The organism is Azospirillum palustre (genome assembly GCF_002573965.1).
GTDB lineage: Bacteria > Pseudomonadota > Alphaproteobacteria > Azospirillales > Azospirillaceae > Azospirillum > Azospirillum palustre.
The window spans coordinates 331,474-347,630 of record NZ_PDKW01000037.1; the positions used below are offsets into that span (position 1 = coordinate 331,474).

The window sequence follows — 16,157 nt, forward strand, 5'->3', positions numbered from 1 at the left end:
TCACGCTGCCTGACCAAGGTCGTATCGACGAATCAACAGGCTCCATGCAGAATTTGCGGCTGAAAAGCTTCTTGCTGCCGAACGCTTTCGCGGGAGGGCCTCTGGGGCATGGGACGGCGATCCGACGATCCACCCGATGACCCGCGCTGGTCCGAGGCCGAGCGCTTGGCCACACAGCTCGACCGCATCCTGGACCGCACCTCTCCGAAGAGCGAAGCACGGGCCGCCGCCGTCAATGATCTTGCCGCCCGCCTCAAACGGACGCCTCAGACGATCCGCAGCCATCTGCGCAAATACGGCCGGCGCCGCTTGGTCCGCGACCTTCTGCGCGACGATTCGGGACGCGGCCCCAGGCTGCCGTCGGAAGCCGAGACCATCGTCCGGACCGTCCTCGACGACAAGTATCTGACCCCTGAAGGATGCTCCCTGAACGAAGCGACCATCGTGATCAATGGGCGCCTGGAAGGCGTTGGGCTGAAGTCGGTCTCGTTCAACACGGTGAAGAGCCGTCTCTGGAAGCATTGGACGGCCGAAGAGGTGGCACGTCGGCGTGGCGAGACCGTCAGAGTGCGCAAGCATCGGCACCGGGGCGGTTCGCTGGTGCCGGACTATCCTCTGCAAATCTGCCAGATCGACGAGACGGAAATCGACGTTCTCGCTGTTGACGACGCGGGGCACCTGCTGAAGCGGCTTTGGCTCATCGTTCTGGTCGACGTGCTGACCCACATGATCCTGGGCTTCTGGCTGTGGCCGCGGTCGGCCAACCGGGAGGCGATCGGACTGTGCCTTCAGCACGCCATCCGCCCGAAGGGAGCGTACTTTCAGAAGTTCGGCCTCGAAGCCACGGATGTCTTCGGCCGACCGGAGCGCATCATTTCGGATCGGGCGGCCTGGTACAAGGCTCTGAAAGGCCACCGTGGCCTGGAGGATCTCCGCATCACGGTGGATCCCCGGCATGGCGAGCCGCATATCCGCAACGTGGTCGAACGCCTGCAGGGATCGATCAACCAGCAGCTCCGCAAGGCCCGCGGGCAGACCGGCCGGTCCGTCGCCGACAGAGGCGACTATCCCGCCGAGGACCGCGCCTGCCTCACCTATGAGCAGATCGAGAAGGCGGCGGCCATCACCGCGTTCCGCATCTGCAACGGGGAAATGGATGAGAAAACCCGCAAGCGTCCCGACCTTGAATGGAGCAAGCACGCCTCCCGGATTCCCGAGCATCTCCTGACCGTCGACTGGGAGGAGGTGCAACTCGCCTTTTTGCCGGAAAGCACATGCAGCTTGTCCAGCAAAGGCATTGCGGCCTTCGGCCTCTTTTACTGGAAGCCGGACGATGTCCGGCTGGCCGAGCTTTACGCCAACCGCGGACGCGAAAAGCTACGGATCAAGGTCAACCGCAATGACGTCAGCCACATCTACCTGTGGCACCCGACGCTGATGCAATGGCTCACGGTCCCCCGCGCCGACGGCGTGCTGACCCCCATGACGGCCTGGGAACTGGACGCCCAAAATGGCCGGGAGCGCCAGGAGGCGGGCACCTCCTGGGCGGAGCGAGGGAAATCACGCGAAATGGTGGACGAGGCGCTGACTCCGCCCCCACGGCCTCGCAAAGCGCGGGTCAGCCGGAAGGCGGCCAGCGACGCCTTGGCGGCGCGCGTCGCCAGTGAGGCCCCCAAACCCTATGCGGCGGATATGGAGATCAACCGTCTCAAGACCACCGGAGACGGTCTGGGAGTCTTGCCGTCGACGGATGACAGTTTCGAGGTCGAGCACTGGGGGGCGTCATGACCGACCATCTGAACGAGGACGCACGACAGCGGCTTGAAACCCTCAGCGATGAGGAGCGCTGCCTGTACCTGGGGGAAACGCGGTGGATTGGCTATCCGGCCGCCGTGAAAGCCCTGAGGGACCTCCTGAGACTCCGGGAGCGACCGAAATCCATCCGAACCACAGGGGTCGCGGTGTGCGGCCCGTTTCGCAACGGCAAGACCATGGTTGCCGATCGCTTCCTGAAAACGCCGTCGGTCCAAATGCGCCCCATCTACTACTACCAGATGCCCAGCGAACCCTCCCGCACAGAGTTCCTGTCCAGCCTCATCCGGGCGATGGGCCGCGTGCCGGACCCGACCAACCGCACGATCGATGGCCGGCGCCAGCAGATGATGGACCTGTTCGGAGAATACGAACCCCGCGTCATCATCTTCGATGACGCGCACCACGGCTTCCGCGGCAGCGGTGCCAAGGAATTTCACACTCTGCTGCGTGTGATGGGGCATGAGTGGGATATTTCACCCGTGCTGATCGGTGACCGGTCGCTGGCGGAGGTGATCCACAACGACGGGGAACTGCGCACCCGCCTGACAAGCGCCCCACTGCCCCGCTTGCAATACGATGCCGATTATGCCCGCCTCCTGAACAGCCTGGTCCTCAGCCTGCCACTGCGCCGGAAATCGGACTTGACGGAGGACACGCTGGCCAAGCGCATCTTTCTGACATCCGAAGGGTTGATCGGCGACATCGTGCAGACCGTCACGGCGACCGCGGTCGAAGCTGTGCGCCGCGGCGAGGAACGGATCACCGTGGCGCTGTTCGACGACATGAAGTTCCGCCCGCCCTCCAAACGGTTTTCCGCCCAGGATTTGCTGGGGCTGGGGTGATGGCACCGTCGCCCTCCCTCCCGGACACCGGACCTTTCCCGGTTGAGCGGTTGGAGCGGGGCCGTCCGACGGGGGAGCGCTGGGCCACCGATCCCGTCCCGTTTCCAGACGAACTGTTCAGCAGCTGGCTGGCCCGGATGGCCCACGCCAACGCGATGGGGCCGGACAGCTTCCTGACCCATCTGCGACTGAAAAGCCGGATAGCGCTCACTGATCCGGATCGTGAACAGGCGCCGCGCCTGATCGCCTACCTGGAACGCCAAACCGGCCATCGCGGCCGGATTGGCCCGCTGCAACGGTTTGCCCATCCGATTGGCCGGCCTTGGGCCGGCGCGGTTGTCGCCCCCCGCTTCTGTCCGCTGTGCTGGCGCGAGGATGCCAGCCCCTACCTGCCCTGGCTCTGGCGGGTTGACGTGGCGGCGGTGTGCGTCCGGCACAACCGGTTCCTCCACGACCGTTGCCCGCGGTGCCTTGCTGAACTGGTGCCGCTCCACGGTTCGGCACGTCGTCCATTGTGGCGCTGCCATGGCTGCGGCAGCGATCTTCGCACCGTCCCGGCCGCGAAGGCTCCGCGCACCGTGGTCCGGGGACAACAACTGCTCGAGGATCTGACAGTTCTGGCCGAAGACATCGACCGGCCGGAGCTGATCGAGCATGCGCTGACCGCGTTCCGGGCTTTGAACGGCAAGCCGGACGACCCGGCCTGGATCCTTCGGCAGCGATTGCACGCGGTGGGCGCCTCCCTGGCCGCCGCTCATGGAGTGTTGGCGGCGTCGGCGACAGGCGCCACCCGCACCCTCCTTCTGCGGCTCCTGACGGGGGGATCGCTGGATGCTCTCGACACGACGGTTCTGCTGCCGGCCCGCTGCTGGCCGTCCATTGAGGAGGCCATGCGGCCACCGCAACAGCGGCGGCGGCCGGTCGGAGCCGACCGTTCCGCTCTGGTGGGCGCCTATGCCCAGGTCTGGAGCCGGATAACCCCCGCCCGCGCCCTGGCCATCGGCCTGACCAGCGACGTCCGCTCCGCACCCGTGACCGAGGTGCGGAGCGCGACGGTTGCGGACGTGAAAGCCGCGGCCCAGTTGCTCGACCGACGGTCCGCAGCTGGCTCCGAAATCAAAAGCTGGATGGGGGTCATAAACGGGTGGCTGACTTCTCCCCGGACCCACCTCACCATCGGCACCATCGACACCCGGGTCGTGCAACTGGCCCTGTTCGTCGACGCCATCCTCACCGTTCTGGTGGTGGAGGCGGCGTTGGAGGATCAGCTCCCCACCTTTCTGCGGGTGCTCCGACAGGCGGTCCATCGACGGTGCCTTCTGGCGGGCGCCCAAGCCATGGATACCGGGGTCTCGCCGAACCGGGTGGTCCTGTTCGAAGCCGCCGGCTGGCGGCGTCATGGACAGGCGGCCTACTGCTTTGCCTGCGATCTACTCATGGCGCCGCATCACGGTCCGCCGGTCCACATGCGCCACGGCCTTTTGGAAGGAGGCCCAGCCGCTCAGCGGCCGGGAGGCAGGAAGCTGAGGTCGCAGGCCCAGACCCGCTCGCCGCCGCGGTCGGCGATATCACGCACCACACCGGCCTTGGCGAGCTGCTCCACCAGCAGATGCACCCCGCGCAGCGATAACCCGCAACGCCCCTTCAATTCGCCCGCCACTCGGCTGATGGTGAAGGCCGGGCGGTCGTGCAGCCAGTCGAGCACGTCGGGCAGGCGCGAGCTGCTGCGCCGCGGCGTGGCGGCCAGCCGGGCCTCCCAATGCTCCTGCATCAGATCGAGCTGGCGCAGCCGTTCCAGCTCATGCGCCACCAGGTCGGGAATGCTGTCGAGGACCCAGCGCGTCCAGGCGCCCTCGGTCCCAGCCAGGGCGAGGCGGTAACCGGTGACGTCGCGGGCGAGCGCCGCCGTCAGCGGCGGTCCGGCATGATGCAGCCGGCAGGCCTCGCGGACCAGCGCAGGGGCGGCGAGCCAGACCACCACGCTCCACCAGGAGGTCGGCGGCCGCTCCACCGCGACCGCGGCGCGCAGGGCGGCGCTCTCGGCATCGTCGTCCGCACCCTGGCGCTCCGGCGCTCCCGGGTCGGGGCGCAGCGCCAGGGCGCGGATCGCCGCCGCCGCCCCGAGCAGGCCGGGAGCGGCCTCCATGGCTTCCGCCACCGCCTCCAGCGCCGGACCGGCATCGGCGGCGCGGGCCGCGCCGAGGCCGACCGGACGGCCGCCCTGGGCAACACTCCAGCGCCGGTGCAGCTCGTCCAGCCAGGGCCGGGTCCAGGGCGTCAGCGGCGGGGTAGTACCGGCCGCATCGCCTTCCCCGTCGTCCAGGTCTTCGCCGCTCCCGAGGTCGATCGCCTCCAAGGCGGCAATCGAGGCGCGCACCGCGGCCACGACGTCCCCTGGGTCTACCTCCCTGGCCGGGACCGCTGCGGGCCGGACGGAGGTGCGCTCCGGCGGCAGGGCGGCGGTCAGGCCAGCCGGCAGCTGGGCGAACAGCGGCACCAGCAGGGCGGCGCGGGCAGCCTCGCCCTGGGCGTGCTCCGGCGCGGCGAGGGCGCGCTGGAAGTCGTGGGCGTCGAGGCGGTGGCCGTCGAGGCGGATCACCGCGGCGGCCGAGCGGCGGGCGGCATCGGCGGCGAGGCGTCGGCGCCGCGCCGGGTCGGCGAGGGCCTGTGTCGCTTTCTCCTGAAAATTTTCATGGGGTCTGAGCAAGAATATATCGACGGATCAAGGGCTTCTATGCAAAGCTTGCGGCTGAAAATTTTCTTGCAGCCGAACGCTTTCGCGGGAGGGCGTCTGGGGTATGGGACGGCGATCCGACGATCCACCCGATGACCCACGCTGGTCCGAGGCCGAGCGTTTGGCCACACAGCTCGACCGCATTCTGGACAGCACCTCTCTGAAGAGCGAGGCACGTGCTGCCGCCATCAATGATCTTGCTGCCCGCCTCAAACGGACGCCTCAGACGATCCGCAACCACCTGCGCAAATACGGCCGGCGCCGTCTGGTCCGCGACCTGCTGCGTGACGATTCGGGGCGCAGTCCCAGGCTGCTGTCAGAAGCCGAGGCCATCGTCCGGACCGTCCTCGACAACAAGTATCTGACCCCTGAAGGGTGCTCCCTGAACGAGGCCACCATCGTGATCAACGGGCGCCTGGAAGGCGCTGGGCTGAAGTCGGTTTCGTTCAACACGGTGAAGAGCCGTCTCTGGAAGCATTGGACGGCCGAAGAGGTGGCACGTCGGCGTGGCGAGACCGTCAGGGTGCGCAAGCATCGGCACCGGGGCGGTTCCCTGGTTCCGGATTATCCGCTGCAAATCTGTCAGATCGATGAGACGGAAATCGACGTGTTCGTTGTTGACGACGCGGGCCATCTGCTGAAGCGGCTTTGGCTCATCGTTCTGGTCGATGTGCTGACCCACATGATTCTGGGCTTCTGGCTGTGGCCGCGGTCGGCCAACCGGGAGGCGATCGGGCTGTGCCTTCAGCACGCCATCCGCCCGAAGGGAGCGTACTTTCAAAAGTTCGGCATCGAAGCCACGGATGTCTTCGGCCGGCCGGAGCGCATCATTTCGGATCGGGCGGCCTGGTACAAGGCTCTGAAAGGCCACCGCGGCCTGGAGGATCTCCGCATCACGGTGGATCCCCGGCATGGCGAGCCGCATATCCGCAACGTGGTCGAGCGCCTGCAGGGATCGATCAACCAGCAGCTCCGCAAGGCTCGCGGGCAGACCGGCCGGTCCGTCGCCGACCGAGGCGACTATCCCGCCGAGGAGCGGGCCTGCCTCACCTATGAGCAGATCGAAAAAGCAACGGCCATCACCGTGTTCCGAATCTGCAACGGGGAAATGGATGAGAAAACCCGTAAGCGTCCCGACCTTGAATGGAACAAACATGCCTCCCGCATTCCCGAGCATCTCCTGAATATCGACTGGGAAGAGGTGCAACTTGCCTTCTTGCCGGAGCGCACAGGCAGCTTGTCCAGCAAAGGGATCCAAGCCTTCGGTCTCTTTTACTGGAAGCAGGATGATGAGCGGCTGGCAGAGCTTTACGCCAACCGCGGTCGCGAGAAGCTTCGGATCAAGATCAACCGAAATGACATCAGTCACATCTACCTGTGGCATCCGACGCTGAAGCAGTGGCTCACAGTCCCCCGCGCAGATGGTGTGCTGACCCCCATGACGGACTGGGAGCTGGACGCTCAAAACGGCCGAGAGCGCAAGGAGGCAGGCACCTCCTGGGCGGAGCGAGGAAAATCACGCGAAATGGTGGACGAAGCGCTGTCTCCAACACCACGGTCTCGCAAGATGCGGGTCAGCCGGAAGGCAGCCAGCGACGCATTGGCGGCGCGTGTTGCCAGTGAAGCTCCCAAGCCCTATGCGGCTGACATGGAAATCAACCGTCTCAAGACCACTGGAGATGGTCTGGGTCGGTTACCCGCAACTGATGAAAGCTTCGACGTCGAACATTGGGGACGGTCATGACCGAACACCTGAACGATGAAGCCCGCCGACAGCTCGATACGCTCTCCGACGAAGAGCGTTGTGCGGTCATGGAAGAGTACCGATGGATCGGCTATCCAGGAGCCACTCAGGCTTTGGCGGAGTTGGTAAAACTGCGGGATCGGCCGAAGTCGACCCGAACAGTGGGTGTCGCAATCTGCGGTCCATTCCGCAACGGAAAGACCATGATCGCCGACAAGTTTCTCAAATTGGACAGCATACAGGTGCGGCCCACCTACTATTACCAGATGCCGACCGAGGCCTCCCGCTTAGAATTTATGACCGGAATGATCCGGGCAATGGGGCGGGTTCCTGATCCGACACAACGGAGTATTGATGGGCGTCGCCAACAGTTGGAAGAGCTCCTTGATGAATACGAACCAAGAGTATTCATATTCGATGATGCTCATCATGGTTTCAAAGGCCACGCCCGAAAGGACTTCCATACACTCTTGCGGATCATGGGTCATCGCTGGGACATGTCCCCTGTATTGATCGGCGACAGGTCGTTGGCAGAGGCAATCCATAACGACGGGGAATTGCGAACACGGCTGAACAGCCGACCACTTCCCCGCTGGCAGTACGACACCAATTATGCACGTCTTCTGAACAGTCTCGTCCAGGCATTGCCACTGCGTCACCGATCCGAGTTGACGGACGATGCCTTGGCAAAGCGCATCTTCCAAACATCCGAAGGACTGATCGGCGACATCGTACAGACTGTCACCGCCACGGCTGCGCAAGCGGTCCGTAGCGGTGACGAGCGCATCACCCTCACCTTGTTCGACTCGATGGCATTTGAGCCACCATCGAAACGGTTCTCGCCCAGCGAGTTGCGTGGGTTGGCCTGATGACCAACTCTCCGTTCTTACAGCCGCCGGACGGTGTTTTTCCGGTGGAACGTTTGGAACGGGGCCGCCCGGAGGCAAGAAGCGACGGATGGGCATCCGACCCAGCCCCATTCGAAGATGAGTTGCTCTCCAGTTGGCTCAGCCGTCAGGCTTGGGCAAATGCCATGGGTCCGGATGCATTCCTTTCCAATCTGCGTTCGGCCATTGGGCAAAGCGGAGGAGACCTGGATCAGAATGGTCCTGACCGGCTTCTCGATGCCTTGTCGCAGCGCACGGGTTTGCCGAGACAGCGCCTGAAACAGCTGCGCTGGTTTGGTTCTGACAAGCCGCTTCTGACAGGCTTCCTTTGTCCGCTGCGCTTCTGTCCACACTGCTGGAAAGAGGATGCGGCTCCCTATGCACGATGGCACTGGCGAGCAGCACCGGTACGACTCTGCCAACGGCATGAGCTATGGCTATGTCATCGCTGTCCAAAATGTCTGTCTAGCATCTCTATCCTGAGTGGGAAGCGTAGAAGGCCTTTATATCAGTGTGCAATATGCAATTATGATTTGCGTAAATCAGAAGCGGCATACGCTTCTTCAGACGCCGTTTGTGTTCAATCTCTTGTTGGAGATTTGCTTGATATACTCTGCGCCAGCGAGGGGGAGGATGAATTTAATAATATTTCCGCTACTATACTAAGCATAGGTAGAAATCTACAATCTTCTCAGAGGCAGGAAGAACGCTTCTCGTTAATACAGAAAGGGATAGGGGAACGCCCACAAACCATCGATGGGTCGCCGGCTGGGCTATACACATTGCTGGACACACTTTCACCGGGGAAAGCACGGCAACAACTCCTCCACCGTTATTGTGGGATCGGGCACCCATTCAAGGTTGATGTAGATGGAGTTCCGCTGCACACCTCAGCAGATACAATTGATGAGAAAATCTATAGTCCAGAACGGGGAGAGGCTGTCGCGATCGTGATGATGCCACCAACAGCGTTTTTGCTTGATCTTCTAAAGAACGTTCGCTGTGTTCGCCCAGCAATTCAGGCCGACATCCCTTTAATTCGAAAGTTTTTCTCTAATCACCTTTCGTGTCATTTCGAAAATCATTCTCCAAGGGCCAATAGTAATTATTGGGACAGCGTGGAAAGTCTTATAGATTTTCGTTGGAAAAGCGTCTTTGAAGGAAGAAACCCAATCGTTGTTGGAGTTTCTGACGACGCCGTTGTTGGTGTAGCGATGGTGTGGGCTGAGCGGCTGGTGGAGATCTTCATCGATCCCACCAACGAAATACATTTTTTCCCAGCTCTGCTGCGCGGCATTGTCGAACACTCAGCGAGGCTTGGATTAAGCCATGTTGAAGCCGAGGTGAGCCGAACAGATGGTTTACTCTTTGAATTGGCGGGGTGGAATCGTCCGAATCGTGCGACACCTTCCGCCCGTTGGCATCTATCGTTGTCTTCGCCGCTCAGGGTGAATAACCGCACCTCCTATTCCTCGCCTGACGCCCCTGTGGATCGCCCATAGCGAGCCAGCAATGGGTCTTGCCGTTTCAAGATGCGCTCCAGGTTCGCAAGCGCATCATCGACACCTTCAGCCGGTTCCACCCACTGGTCCAGTTCGACGGGAGCCACAGGCGTGATCACAGGGCCGGCTCCGGCGGTGATAGCCGTTGCAGATCGCGGTGCCACCTCCCCCAACATCGCCGCCAGATCCTCCGCCACGAAGACACGGTGGGTGCGCCGTCTTGTAATCTCCACAGCGACCTCCAGCCGCTGCAGCTCCTCCAGCAGGTCAGTGGCGGCACTGGTGGCACAGCGCAGCCGCGCTGCCAGACGGGCAGGGCTGATCACCCCTTCTGCCGCTACCGCATCGACGGCCCGGCGAATACGGGCGTCGCTGCGCCGGTCGCCAACGCGCCGGCGCCAACCGCGCCAGCGATGCAGCAGAGCGATGAGACTATCCTCCCCCTCTTCCGCTTGTCGGGCCATGCCATCGAGAAAGGCAACCAGCCATATCCCGTCCGGCTCGGCGCGGCGGATTCCCTCGACCCCGTTCAAGCAGGGCAGCGGCAGCGGCGTCATCCCCTGGGCGGCGAGGAAACGGGACACAGCCAGACAGGCGCCGCTGCGGTCACCACCAGCTTCCAGGTGGGCGAAGAAACCAACTCCGCAAGCGATCAATACCGTCAACCTATCCGTGATATGGGCCTCGTCCATCCGGGCGAGTGCCTCGTCCATGCTGGTCGGAGCAAATGCGGCCGAGTTGGGATCGGTGAGCATCTGCCGCATCACGTCGAGTGCCAACATGGTGGCTCCCCAGTCGCGCAGGGTCCGTGTCGGCACCTGGGCCAGCAGAGTGCGCAGACGGTTGGGGTCAACGCGACGGCCCTGAATGTCGGCAATCTCAGCAACAGCCTCGACCCGCGACCGATGTAGCCAAGCCGCAAGAACCGGACTGCCGGTGGTTGCTTGGGCCAGCCGCCCAACAGCCTTGGCGGCTTGCTCCAATGGGCCGAGGAGGGGGAGAGGGTCGAAGACACGTAAATTTGCCATATTTATATATATCAAATGCTTAGGTTAATTTGATATACAAAAAATGGCAACCTGTCTAATATTCCTGTGGTTTTCTGGGATCGCTGGACTGAAGCCTGACATCGCGGAAAACGGCCGGGTTTCGGCCCAGGATCGCTGTCGTTGTCAGGCAGTTGATGCAAAAAGCCGGATCCTGAGGGGGCGGGGGCTTCCGGTGCCTCGGTTTTGCAAACCGGTTCATGCAAAAAGCTGAGCGAAGCCCCTCTGCATTCGGCTCAACCCATTGAAAAGCAATAGCTTCGCCCAAGCGTTCGAGACGTGCCCAGCAAGGTGGTGCGCGTCCGACCATCTCGGCCGGCGTTTACCGGACGACCGTCTGGTTTGGCGTCTTGTCTCGCTGCCTGCGGAGAGGAGTAGGGCAGGCGTGGCGGTCAAATCTTTTCCGCTGAGTTTCAACCGTCCGGTTATCAGCAAGCGCATGCTCTGAAAATAGGGTAGGTTGGCCGCAGCCGGCCGGCTGGGTGCCTTGCCTTGCTGGCTGGAAAGCAATCGCACACAGGAAATAGGCGCCCATGGCCCTCATCGGCTACGCACGAGTCTCCACCGAGGACCAGTCGACCGAGGCGCAGTTCCTCGACCTGAAGGCATTCGGCTGCACCGAGATCTTCCGGGAGAACGCCTCAGGCGCCGACCGCGAGCGACCGCAGCTCAAGGCAGTGTTGAACCGGGTGCGGAAGGGCGACACGCTGGTGGTGGTGCGCATCGACCGTCTGGCACGCTCGCTTTCTCATCTTCTCGATGTGATCGACGGCCTGGAGCGAAAGGGCGCGGCCTTCAAGTCGCTCGGTGACCCGATCGACACCGGCAGCCCGCAGGGCAAGTTCACCCTGCAGATCCTCGGGGCTGTGGCCGAGTTCGAGCGCTCGCTGATCCGCGAGCGGACGAAGGCCGGTGTGCGGGCCGCCAAGGCGATCGGCAAGCAGCCGGGCAACCCGGGATTGGTCGCCAAGGACCCGCTCGCCCGGCGCCGGGTGGTCCGCGCCCGGGACGACCGCCTCAGCGAGCGGGTCGCTGCTGGCGCCGGGGAGTTTCTCCCAGTCGTCAAACGGCTGCGGCCGGCGCACCCGTGGGACCGTGTCGTCGACGTGCTTAACAACGCGGTGAAAAAGCGCCCGGGCGACAACCCGGCACCCTGGACGCGCGACGCGCTGATCCGGGCCGTCCGCCGCCTGGTCGGCGATGGCCTTGCTGATCCTGGCCTGTTGAAGCCCGCACCACGGCGCTCCAAGAACGCCGTGGCGCAGGACAGGCGGCTGGTGGAGCTGGTCGCCACCATCCACAACGCGGCCGATGGAGAGAAGCCGACCCTCGCCCGCATCGGCCGCCAGTTGGAGCGTCAGGGCATCCCAACTAAAACCGGCGCCCGGACTTGGGCGCCATCAAGCGTCAAAGCCCTCCTCGACCGAGCCCGAGAGCAGGGCTTGCTTCACCCTACCGATGACCAGACCTGACACTTGGCCAATCCATAGAGTCTCCTGCCCCCGACATGACGGAATCAAGGCGATCTGGACACAGGCACTTGGGTCAGGGTAGCGCTTTACCGATCGAGCCGCCACCGTCGACAAACAGTGTCTGCCCGGTGATATAGCTGGCCTCTTCGGAGAGGAGAAAAGCGATCGCCGCGGCGATCTCGTCCGGCTGGCCGAGGCGCTTCATGGGAATGAGCGAGAGGAAGCGGCGCTCCGCTTCGCTGCCGGCCGGGGTGTTCTGGCGGAAAAGCTCGGTCTCGGTCGGGCCGGGCGCCACCGCGTTGACGGTGATGCCGGTCTCCGCCAGTTCCAGCGCCCAGGTGCGGGTGAAGCTGCCGACCGCCGCCTTTGCCGCGGCGTACGCGGTGCGCTGGGCGAGGCCGAGCACGGTCAGGCTGGACAGGTTGACGATGCGGCCCCAGCCTTTGGCGCGCAGCGTCGGCAGCAGCGCCTGCACGGTCAGGAGCGTCGGGTGCAGGTTGACGCGCAGGATCTCATCCACATCGGCCAGTTCGATGGAACCGAGCTGGTGCAGCCGGACCAAGCCAACGTTGTTGACCACGCCGTCGAATGAAAAGCGCTCTGCCAGTTCGGCGAGCGCCGCGGCCGCCCGTTGGCTGTCGCTGAGGTCGATGGACACCAGCGTTCCGGGAAAGCTCGGGTCGCTGCCCCGGGCGATGCCGACGACCCGATGCCCGTTGGCGGCAAGGCGTGTGGCCAGAGCCCGCCCAATGCCCTTGGTGGCGCCGGTGACGAGAAAGGTCCGCTGAATCATGGTGCTCGATCTTTCATGCTGTGTCGCCACGGCGCGCGCCTTCACGGTCCGTGGCGTGACCCGAGAGCGGGCGGGAATTCGCCGCCAAGGGTTGCTTTCAGGTTGGTGGATGCCCTGTCCGTGGCGGTCACGGCATGGGCTTCAACAGGTGGCCCTGGGAGGGCTGCCTGACCGGAGTTCTGTTCTTTTCCGGGACGCCCGCGTTCCGCGGCTTCTTGCTTCGGTCAGCGCGTCCAGGGTGATGCGAGGATGACGCTGCACATATCCACCCGCTGGAACGCCGGATCCTTTGCTGCCAGGAAATCGTCGTTGAAGGTACCGAAGGTGCTGTTGGGGCGGTGCTTCATACCCTCATAGAACGCATCGATGATCCCGTGCTTGAAGTCGGCTTCGCGGGGGAAGGCTGCGATGACGGCGTCACGTTCGCCATCCGTAAACTGGTCATAGCCGCGGCCAGCCACGTCCATACCGGCGCCCGCCTGCACCAGCGCGATCTCCGGACGCATGAATTCCGGGATGCCGGGCGTCGTGTGAAGAGCAACGGCGTTCCAAACCGTTTCGATGTCACCCTCCGAAATGCCCTGCGCCCGCAGGAAATCCCGCGCGGCGTTGGCGCCGTCCACTTCAAACCGCAGCTGGCTGTTCTTGTAGGTCGCGGTGAGGCCGACGTCGTGAAACATGGAGGCCGTATAGAGCAGCTCCGGATCGAAGCTCATGCGCCGTCGCGTTCCCGCTATGGCCCCCCAGAAATAAACCCGGACCGAATGATGGAAGAGCAGATCGCTCTCGGTGTCCCGGATGAACCGGGTCACCTCACGGGCCAGTTTGCTGTCGGGAATTCTCACATCCGAAATGTCATTGGCCACCATGGTCTGTACTCCTTCCCAAGCTGGGCCTTGCATCGGAGTCGTGGCGTGTTCAGCTCTCCAGAACGGCCTGCGGCGTGTTGCGGAAGCTGATGGCCATGCGATTGTAGCTGTTCATCAGGCTGATCGCGATCGTGAGGTCGACGAGTTGCTTCTCGTCAAACACCTCTCGTGCAGCGTTGTAGGCGTCGTCCGGAACACCGGTCTCGGCAACAAGCGTCACGGTCTCGGCCCAGGCAAGCGCGGCGCGCTCGGTCCGGCTGAAGAGAGGACCGCCTTCCTTCCAGGCCTGCACCAGCGCAAGCTTCTCGACCTTCACGCCTCTTTTGATGAGTTCGCGCGTGTGCATGTCGAGACAGAAGGCACAGTTGTTGATCTGTGAAACCCGCAGGTAGACGAGATCCACCAGTTCTCCGGGCAGACCGCTCTGCATGACATAGCCATAGACGCCGCCGAGCGCCTTGGCGCCGTTGGGAGCGATTTGATTGTAGTCGAGCCTGTTGGTCATCGGTCAGAGTCCTTCTTTCATTTGACAGGGAAGGTGAGCTTGGTCTCGTCGGAGTCGACGACAAAGACGGCAAGCAGCTTCGCAGGCGTGGTCTTGCTGGCATTGCGGCTGACGGAATGGACCGCGCCCGGCGCTTCGGACCAGCCCTCACCCGCCTTGTAGAGGCGGGTTTCACCGTCGTTCACCCTCGACTCGATCTCACCGGACAGCACATAGGCGTAGATGAAGGCGGACTTTGCATGGGTGTGCGGCAGGGAGGAGGCGCCAGGCGCATAGTCCACTTCGACCACGCGGAGCGACTTGCCCGGGATGTTGGCGATCGCCTGATTGAACTTGGCCGTCACCGTTTCAGTCGCACCGTCATGAGCCGGGGCAGGACCGGCGAAGGTCGCAACGAGCACGGCCATGACGGCTGGAGCAATGATGCGGTTCTTCATGGCTTTTTCTCCTGTGACGCTCTGAAAATGCGGGTTTTCTGAGCCATGAAAAAGGCCCAAGAATGCGATGAAATCATGTACCATGACGGCATGAACAAGCCGCTCGACCTGACCCTCGACCGTTCGGCCAAGGCTTCCCTGTCGGAGCAGATCCGGAGGGGCGTCGCCAAAGCCATCGAAGACGGCGTGCTGGAACCCGGCGCACGGCTGCCGTCCTGGCAGGATCTTGCGGCCCAACTCGGCGTCGCGCGCGGAACGGTGCGGACCGCCTATGAAAATCTCGCGGCCGCCCAGTTGATCGAGGCCTCGCGCGCCAGGGGCACGCGCGTCGCCCAACGCCCGCGCACCGCCACAAAGAGCGAACCGCCGCCGGACGCAGGGTCGTTCCTGGAGACCTACCTGGAAATGACGCGGGGGCCTGCGTTCTTTCAGATGGGCGTGCCGGCGGCGGAGACTTTCCCGGCAACCTTGTTCGCGCGCATTCGCGCGAATGCCGTCCGCGCCGAGTCGAGCGTTCCCCCGTCATATCCCGACCCCCGCGGCGAGCATGAGTTGAGGCGGGAGATTGCGGCCTATCTGGCTGTCGCCCGCGGCATAAGCTGCTCGCCGTCGCAGGTCGTCGTCACCGGGGGGTTCGGGGCAGGACTCGGTCTGGCGCTCAGCGTTCTCGGCTTGGGCGGGCAGTCGGTCTGGTTCGAGAACCCGGGCTTTCCGTGGACGAGGAAAGGGCTTGAACTCGCAGGTTTGGCGGTGGCCCCGGTTCCCGTCGATGCGGATGGCATCGATGTCGATCATGGGCTGCGCCATCATCCTGACGCGAAGCTCGTCGTCGTGACCCCTGGACAGCAGGCGCCGCTCGGGCCGACCTTGTCGCTGGAGCGGCGCCTTCGTCTTCTTGAATGGGCGGAAGTGAACCGGGTCTGGGTGATCGAAGACGATTATCTGAGCGAATTGCAACTGGCGGGAAGGGCCGCGCCGGCGCTCGCCTCGCTCGATCGGGGCGGACGCGTCATCCACATCGGCTCGTTCAGCAAGACGATCAGCCCGACCCTTCGATTGGGCTTCGTGGTCACCCCGGTCGCGTTGGTCTCCCGCTTCGCCGAGGTGGCGGCATGTCTGGCACCACCGCCTGGACCCGCGGTGCAGATCGCGACCGCGGAGTTCATCCGCGAGGGGCACTACATGCGCCACCTCCGGCGCACCAAGCGCGCCTATGCGGCCAAGCGGCAGGCGGTGCTGGATTGTCTTCACGCCTCCGTCGGCGCGGAGCTTGTTGCCGCTCCCGGTTTGGCGGTGCTGCTCAGATTGCCGAAGGGAACGCCGGATGTCGCCATCGCGCGCGAAGCCTTGACGTTCGGCATGTTTCCGGCACCGCTTTCGCCCTGGTATGCGCCGCCGGACGACGCCGAGTCCGGGCTTCTGCTGGGCGTCGCGACGGCGCCGACCAGGAATCTTGCGCGATCCTGCGACCGACTCCTGGAAACGATCCGGCGGTTCCAGTGAGAAGGGGA

The 16,157-nt window shown here is 63.7% G+C and carries 13 protein-coding genes and 1 pseudogene; 8 read left to right on the forward strand and 6 right to left on the reverse strand.

The features are described from left to right. Positions 1-108 precede the first annotated feature (108 nt). The 3 genes and pseudogenes from CRT60_RS03410 to CRT60_RS37720 all read left to right on the forward strand — a co-directional run. On the forward strand, positions 109-1,788 hold the full coding sequence (locus CRT60_RS03410) for a DDE-type integrase/transposase/recombinase (RefSeq protein ID WP_098735034.1): 1,680 nt from the start codon (positions 109-111) through the stop codon (positions 1,786-1,788). Then, positions 1,785-2,657, forward strand: coding sequence for a TniB family NTP-binding protein (locus tag CRT60_RS03415; protein ID WP_098735035.1), 873 nt, complete (start codon positions 1,785-1,787; stop codon positions 2,655-2,657). The genes CRT60_RS03410 and CRT60_RS03415 overlap by 4 nt, the downstream gene beginning before the upstream one ends. Beyond that, a pseudogene (locus CRT60_RS37720) lies at positions 2,657-3,094 on the forward strand (TniQ family protein); the annotation flags it as partial. The gene CRT60_RS03415 and the pseudogene CRT60_RS37720, both read left to right, overlap by 1 nt. A gap of 1,064 nt (positions 3,095-4,158) precedes the next feature. Here CRT60_RS37720 and CRT60_RS36800 read toward each other — a convergent pair. After that, on the reverse strand, positions 4,159-5,364 hold the full coding sequence (locus tag CRT60_RS36800) for a hypothetical protein (RefSeq protein WP_244592237.1): 1,206 nt from the start codon (positions 5,362-5,364) through the stop codon (positions 4,159-4,161). 91 nt (positions 5,365-5,455) lie between these two features. Here CRT60_RS36800 and CRT60_RS03430 point away from each other — a divergent pair, with 91 nt between their 5' ends. From CRT60_RS03430 to CRT60_RS03440, 3 genes are read left to right on the forward strand one after another with little or no spacing between them, the layout of a single operon-like run. After that, positions 5,456-7,135 carry a DDE-type integrase/transposase/recombinase gene (locus CRT60_RS03430; RefSeq protein ID WP_098735038.1) on the forward strand — a complete coding sequence of 560 codons (1,680 nt, stop codon included), beginning with the start codon at positions 5,456-5,458 and terminating at the stop codon, positions 7,133-7,135. Continuing rightward, positions 7,132-8,004: a TniB family NTP-binding protein gene (locus CRT60_RS03435; RefSeq protein ID WP_098735039.1), complete on the forward strand. Its 873-nt coding sequence runs from the start codon at positions 7,132-7,134 to the stop codon at positions 8,002-8,004. The genes CRT60_RS03430 and CRT60_RS03435 overlap by 4 nt, the downstream gene beginning before the upstream one ends. Next, positions 8,004-9,524, forward strand: a complete 1,521-nt coding sequence (locus tag CRT60_RS03440) for a TniQ family protein (RefSeq protein WP_098735137.1) — start codon at positions 8,004-8,006, stop codon at positions 9,522-9,524. Before CRT60_RS03435 ends, CRT60_RS03440 begins: the two co-directional genes overlap by 1 nt. Here the strand turns inward: CRT60_RS03440 and CRT60_RS03445 are convergent. After that, entirely contained in the window at positions 9,488-10,306 is an 819-nt protein-coding gene (locus tag CRT60_RS03445; RefSeq protein WP_098735040.1) for a hypothetical protein, read from the reverse strand. The two genes, CRT60_RS03440 and CRT60_RS03445, sit on opposite strands and share 37 nt — an antisense overlap. A 797-nt stretch (positions 10,307-11,103) precedes the next feature. On the opposite strand from CRT60_RS03445, the gene CRT60_RS03450 reads away from it, so the two are divergent. Continuing rightward, entirely contained in the window at positions 11,104-12,042 is a 939-nt protein-coding gene (locus CRT60_RS03450) for a recombinase family protein (protein ID WP_098735041.1), read from the forward strand. 73 nt (positions 12,043-12,115) lie between these two features. Here the strand turns inward: CRT60_RS03450 and CRT60_RS03455 are convergent, their stop codons facing one another. The 4 genes from CRT60_RS03455 to CRT60_RS03470 all read right to left on the reverse strand — a co-directional run bounded on the left by CRT60_RS03455 (position 12,116) and on the right by CRT60_RS03470 (position 14,646). Next, complete coding sequence (locus CRT60_RS03455; RefSeq protein ID WP_098735042.1) at positions 12,116-12,835, reverse strand: SDR family oxidoreductase; 720 nt, start codon at positions 12,833-12,835, stop codon at positions 12,116-12,118. 224 nt (positions 12,836-13,059) lie between these two features. After that, positions 13,060-13,704: an HD domain-containing protein gene (locus CRT60_RS03460; protein ID WP_098735043.1), complete on the reverse strand. Its 645-nt coding sequence runs from the start codon at positions 13,702-13,704 to the stop codon at positions 13,060-13,062. A gap of 49 nt (positions 13,705-13,753) precedes the next feature. After that, entirely contained in the window at positions 13,754-14,209 is a 456-nt protein-coding gene (locus CRT60_RS03465; protein ID WP_098735044.1) for a carboxymuconolactone decarboxylase family protein, read from the reverse strand. A 17-nt stretch (positions 14,210-14,226) separates the two neighbouring features. Continuing rightward, positions 14,227-14,646 carry a cupin domain-containing protein gene (locus tag CRT60_RS03470; RefSeq protein WP_098735045.1) on the reverse strand — a complete coding sequence of 140 codons (420 nt, stop codon included), beginning with the start codon at positions 14,644-14,646 and terminating at the stop codon, positions 14,227-14,229. Between the two features lie 45 nt (positions 14,647-14,691). On the opposite strand from CRT60_RS03470, the gene pdxR reads away from it, so the two are divergent. Beyond that, positions 14,692-16,149, forward strand: a complete 1,458-nt coding sequence (pdxR, locus tag CRT60_RS03475; protein WP_244592238.1) for a MocR-like pyridoxine biosynthesis transcription factor PdxR — start codon at positions 14,692-14,694, stop codon at positions 16,147-16,149. The last annotated feature ends 8 nt before the right edge of the window (positions 16,150-16,157 follow it).

Excerpts from the sequence above, each read along its gene's own strand:
- CRT60_RS03410 (WP_098735034.1), top strand. The coding sequence starts at position 109 with ATGGGACGGCGATCCGACGATCCACCCGATGACCCGCGCTGGTCCGAG.
- CRT60_RS03415 (WP_098735035.1), top strand. The coding sequence starts at position 1,785 with ATGACCGACCATCTGAACGAGGACGCACGACAGCGGCTTGAAACCCTC.
- CRT60_RS03430 (WP_098735038.1), top strand. The coding sequence starts at position 5,456 with ATGGGACGGCGATCCGACGATCCACCCGATGACCCACGCTGGTCCGAG.
- CRT60_RS03435 (WP_098735039.1), top strand. The coding sequence starts at position 7,132 with ATGACCGAACACCTGAACGATGAAGCCCGCCGACAGCTCGATACGCTC.
- CRT60_RS03440 (WP_098735137.1), top strand. The coding sequence starts at position 8,004 with ATGACCAACTCTCCGTTCTTACAGCCGCCGGACGGTGTTTTTCCGGTG.
- CRT60_RS03445 (WP_098735040.1), bottom strand. The coding sequence starts at position 10,306 with ATGTTGGCACTCGACGTGATGCGGCAGATGCTCACCGATCCCAACTCG.
- CRT60_RS03450 (WP_098735041.1), top strand. The coding sequence starts at position 11,104 with ATGGCCCTCATCGGCTACGCACGAGTCTCCACCGAGGACCAGTCGACC.
- CRT60_RS03455 (WP_098735042.1), bottom strand. The coding sequence starts at position 12,835 with ATGATTCAGCGGACCTTTCTCGTCACCGGCGCCACCAAGGGCATTGGG.
- CRT60_RS03460 (WP_098735043.1), bottom strand. The coding sequence starts at position 13,704 with ATGGTGGCCAATGACATTTCGGATGTGAGAATTCCCGACAGCAAACTG.
- CRT60_RS03465 (WP_098735044.1), bottom strand. The coding sequence starts at position 14,209 with ATGACCAACAGGCTCGACTACAATCAAATCGCTCCCAACGGCGCCAAG.
- CRT60_RS03470 (WP_098735045.1), bottom strand. The coding sequence starts at position 14,646 with ATGAAGAACCGCATCATTGCTCCAGCCGTCATGGCCGTGCTCGTTGCG.
- pdxR (WP_244592238.1), top strand. The coding sequence starts at position 14,692 with ATGAAAAAGGCCCAAGAATGCGATGAAATCATGTACCATGACGGCATG.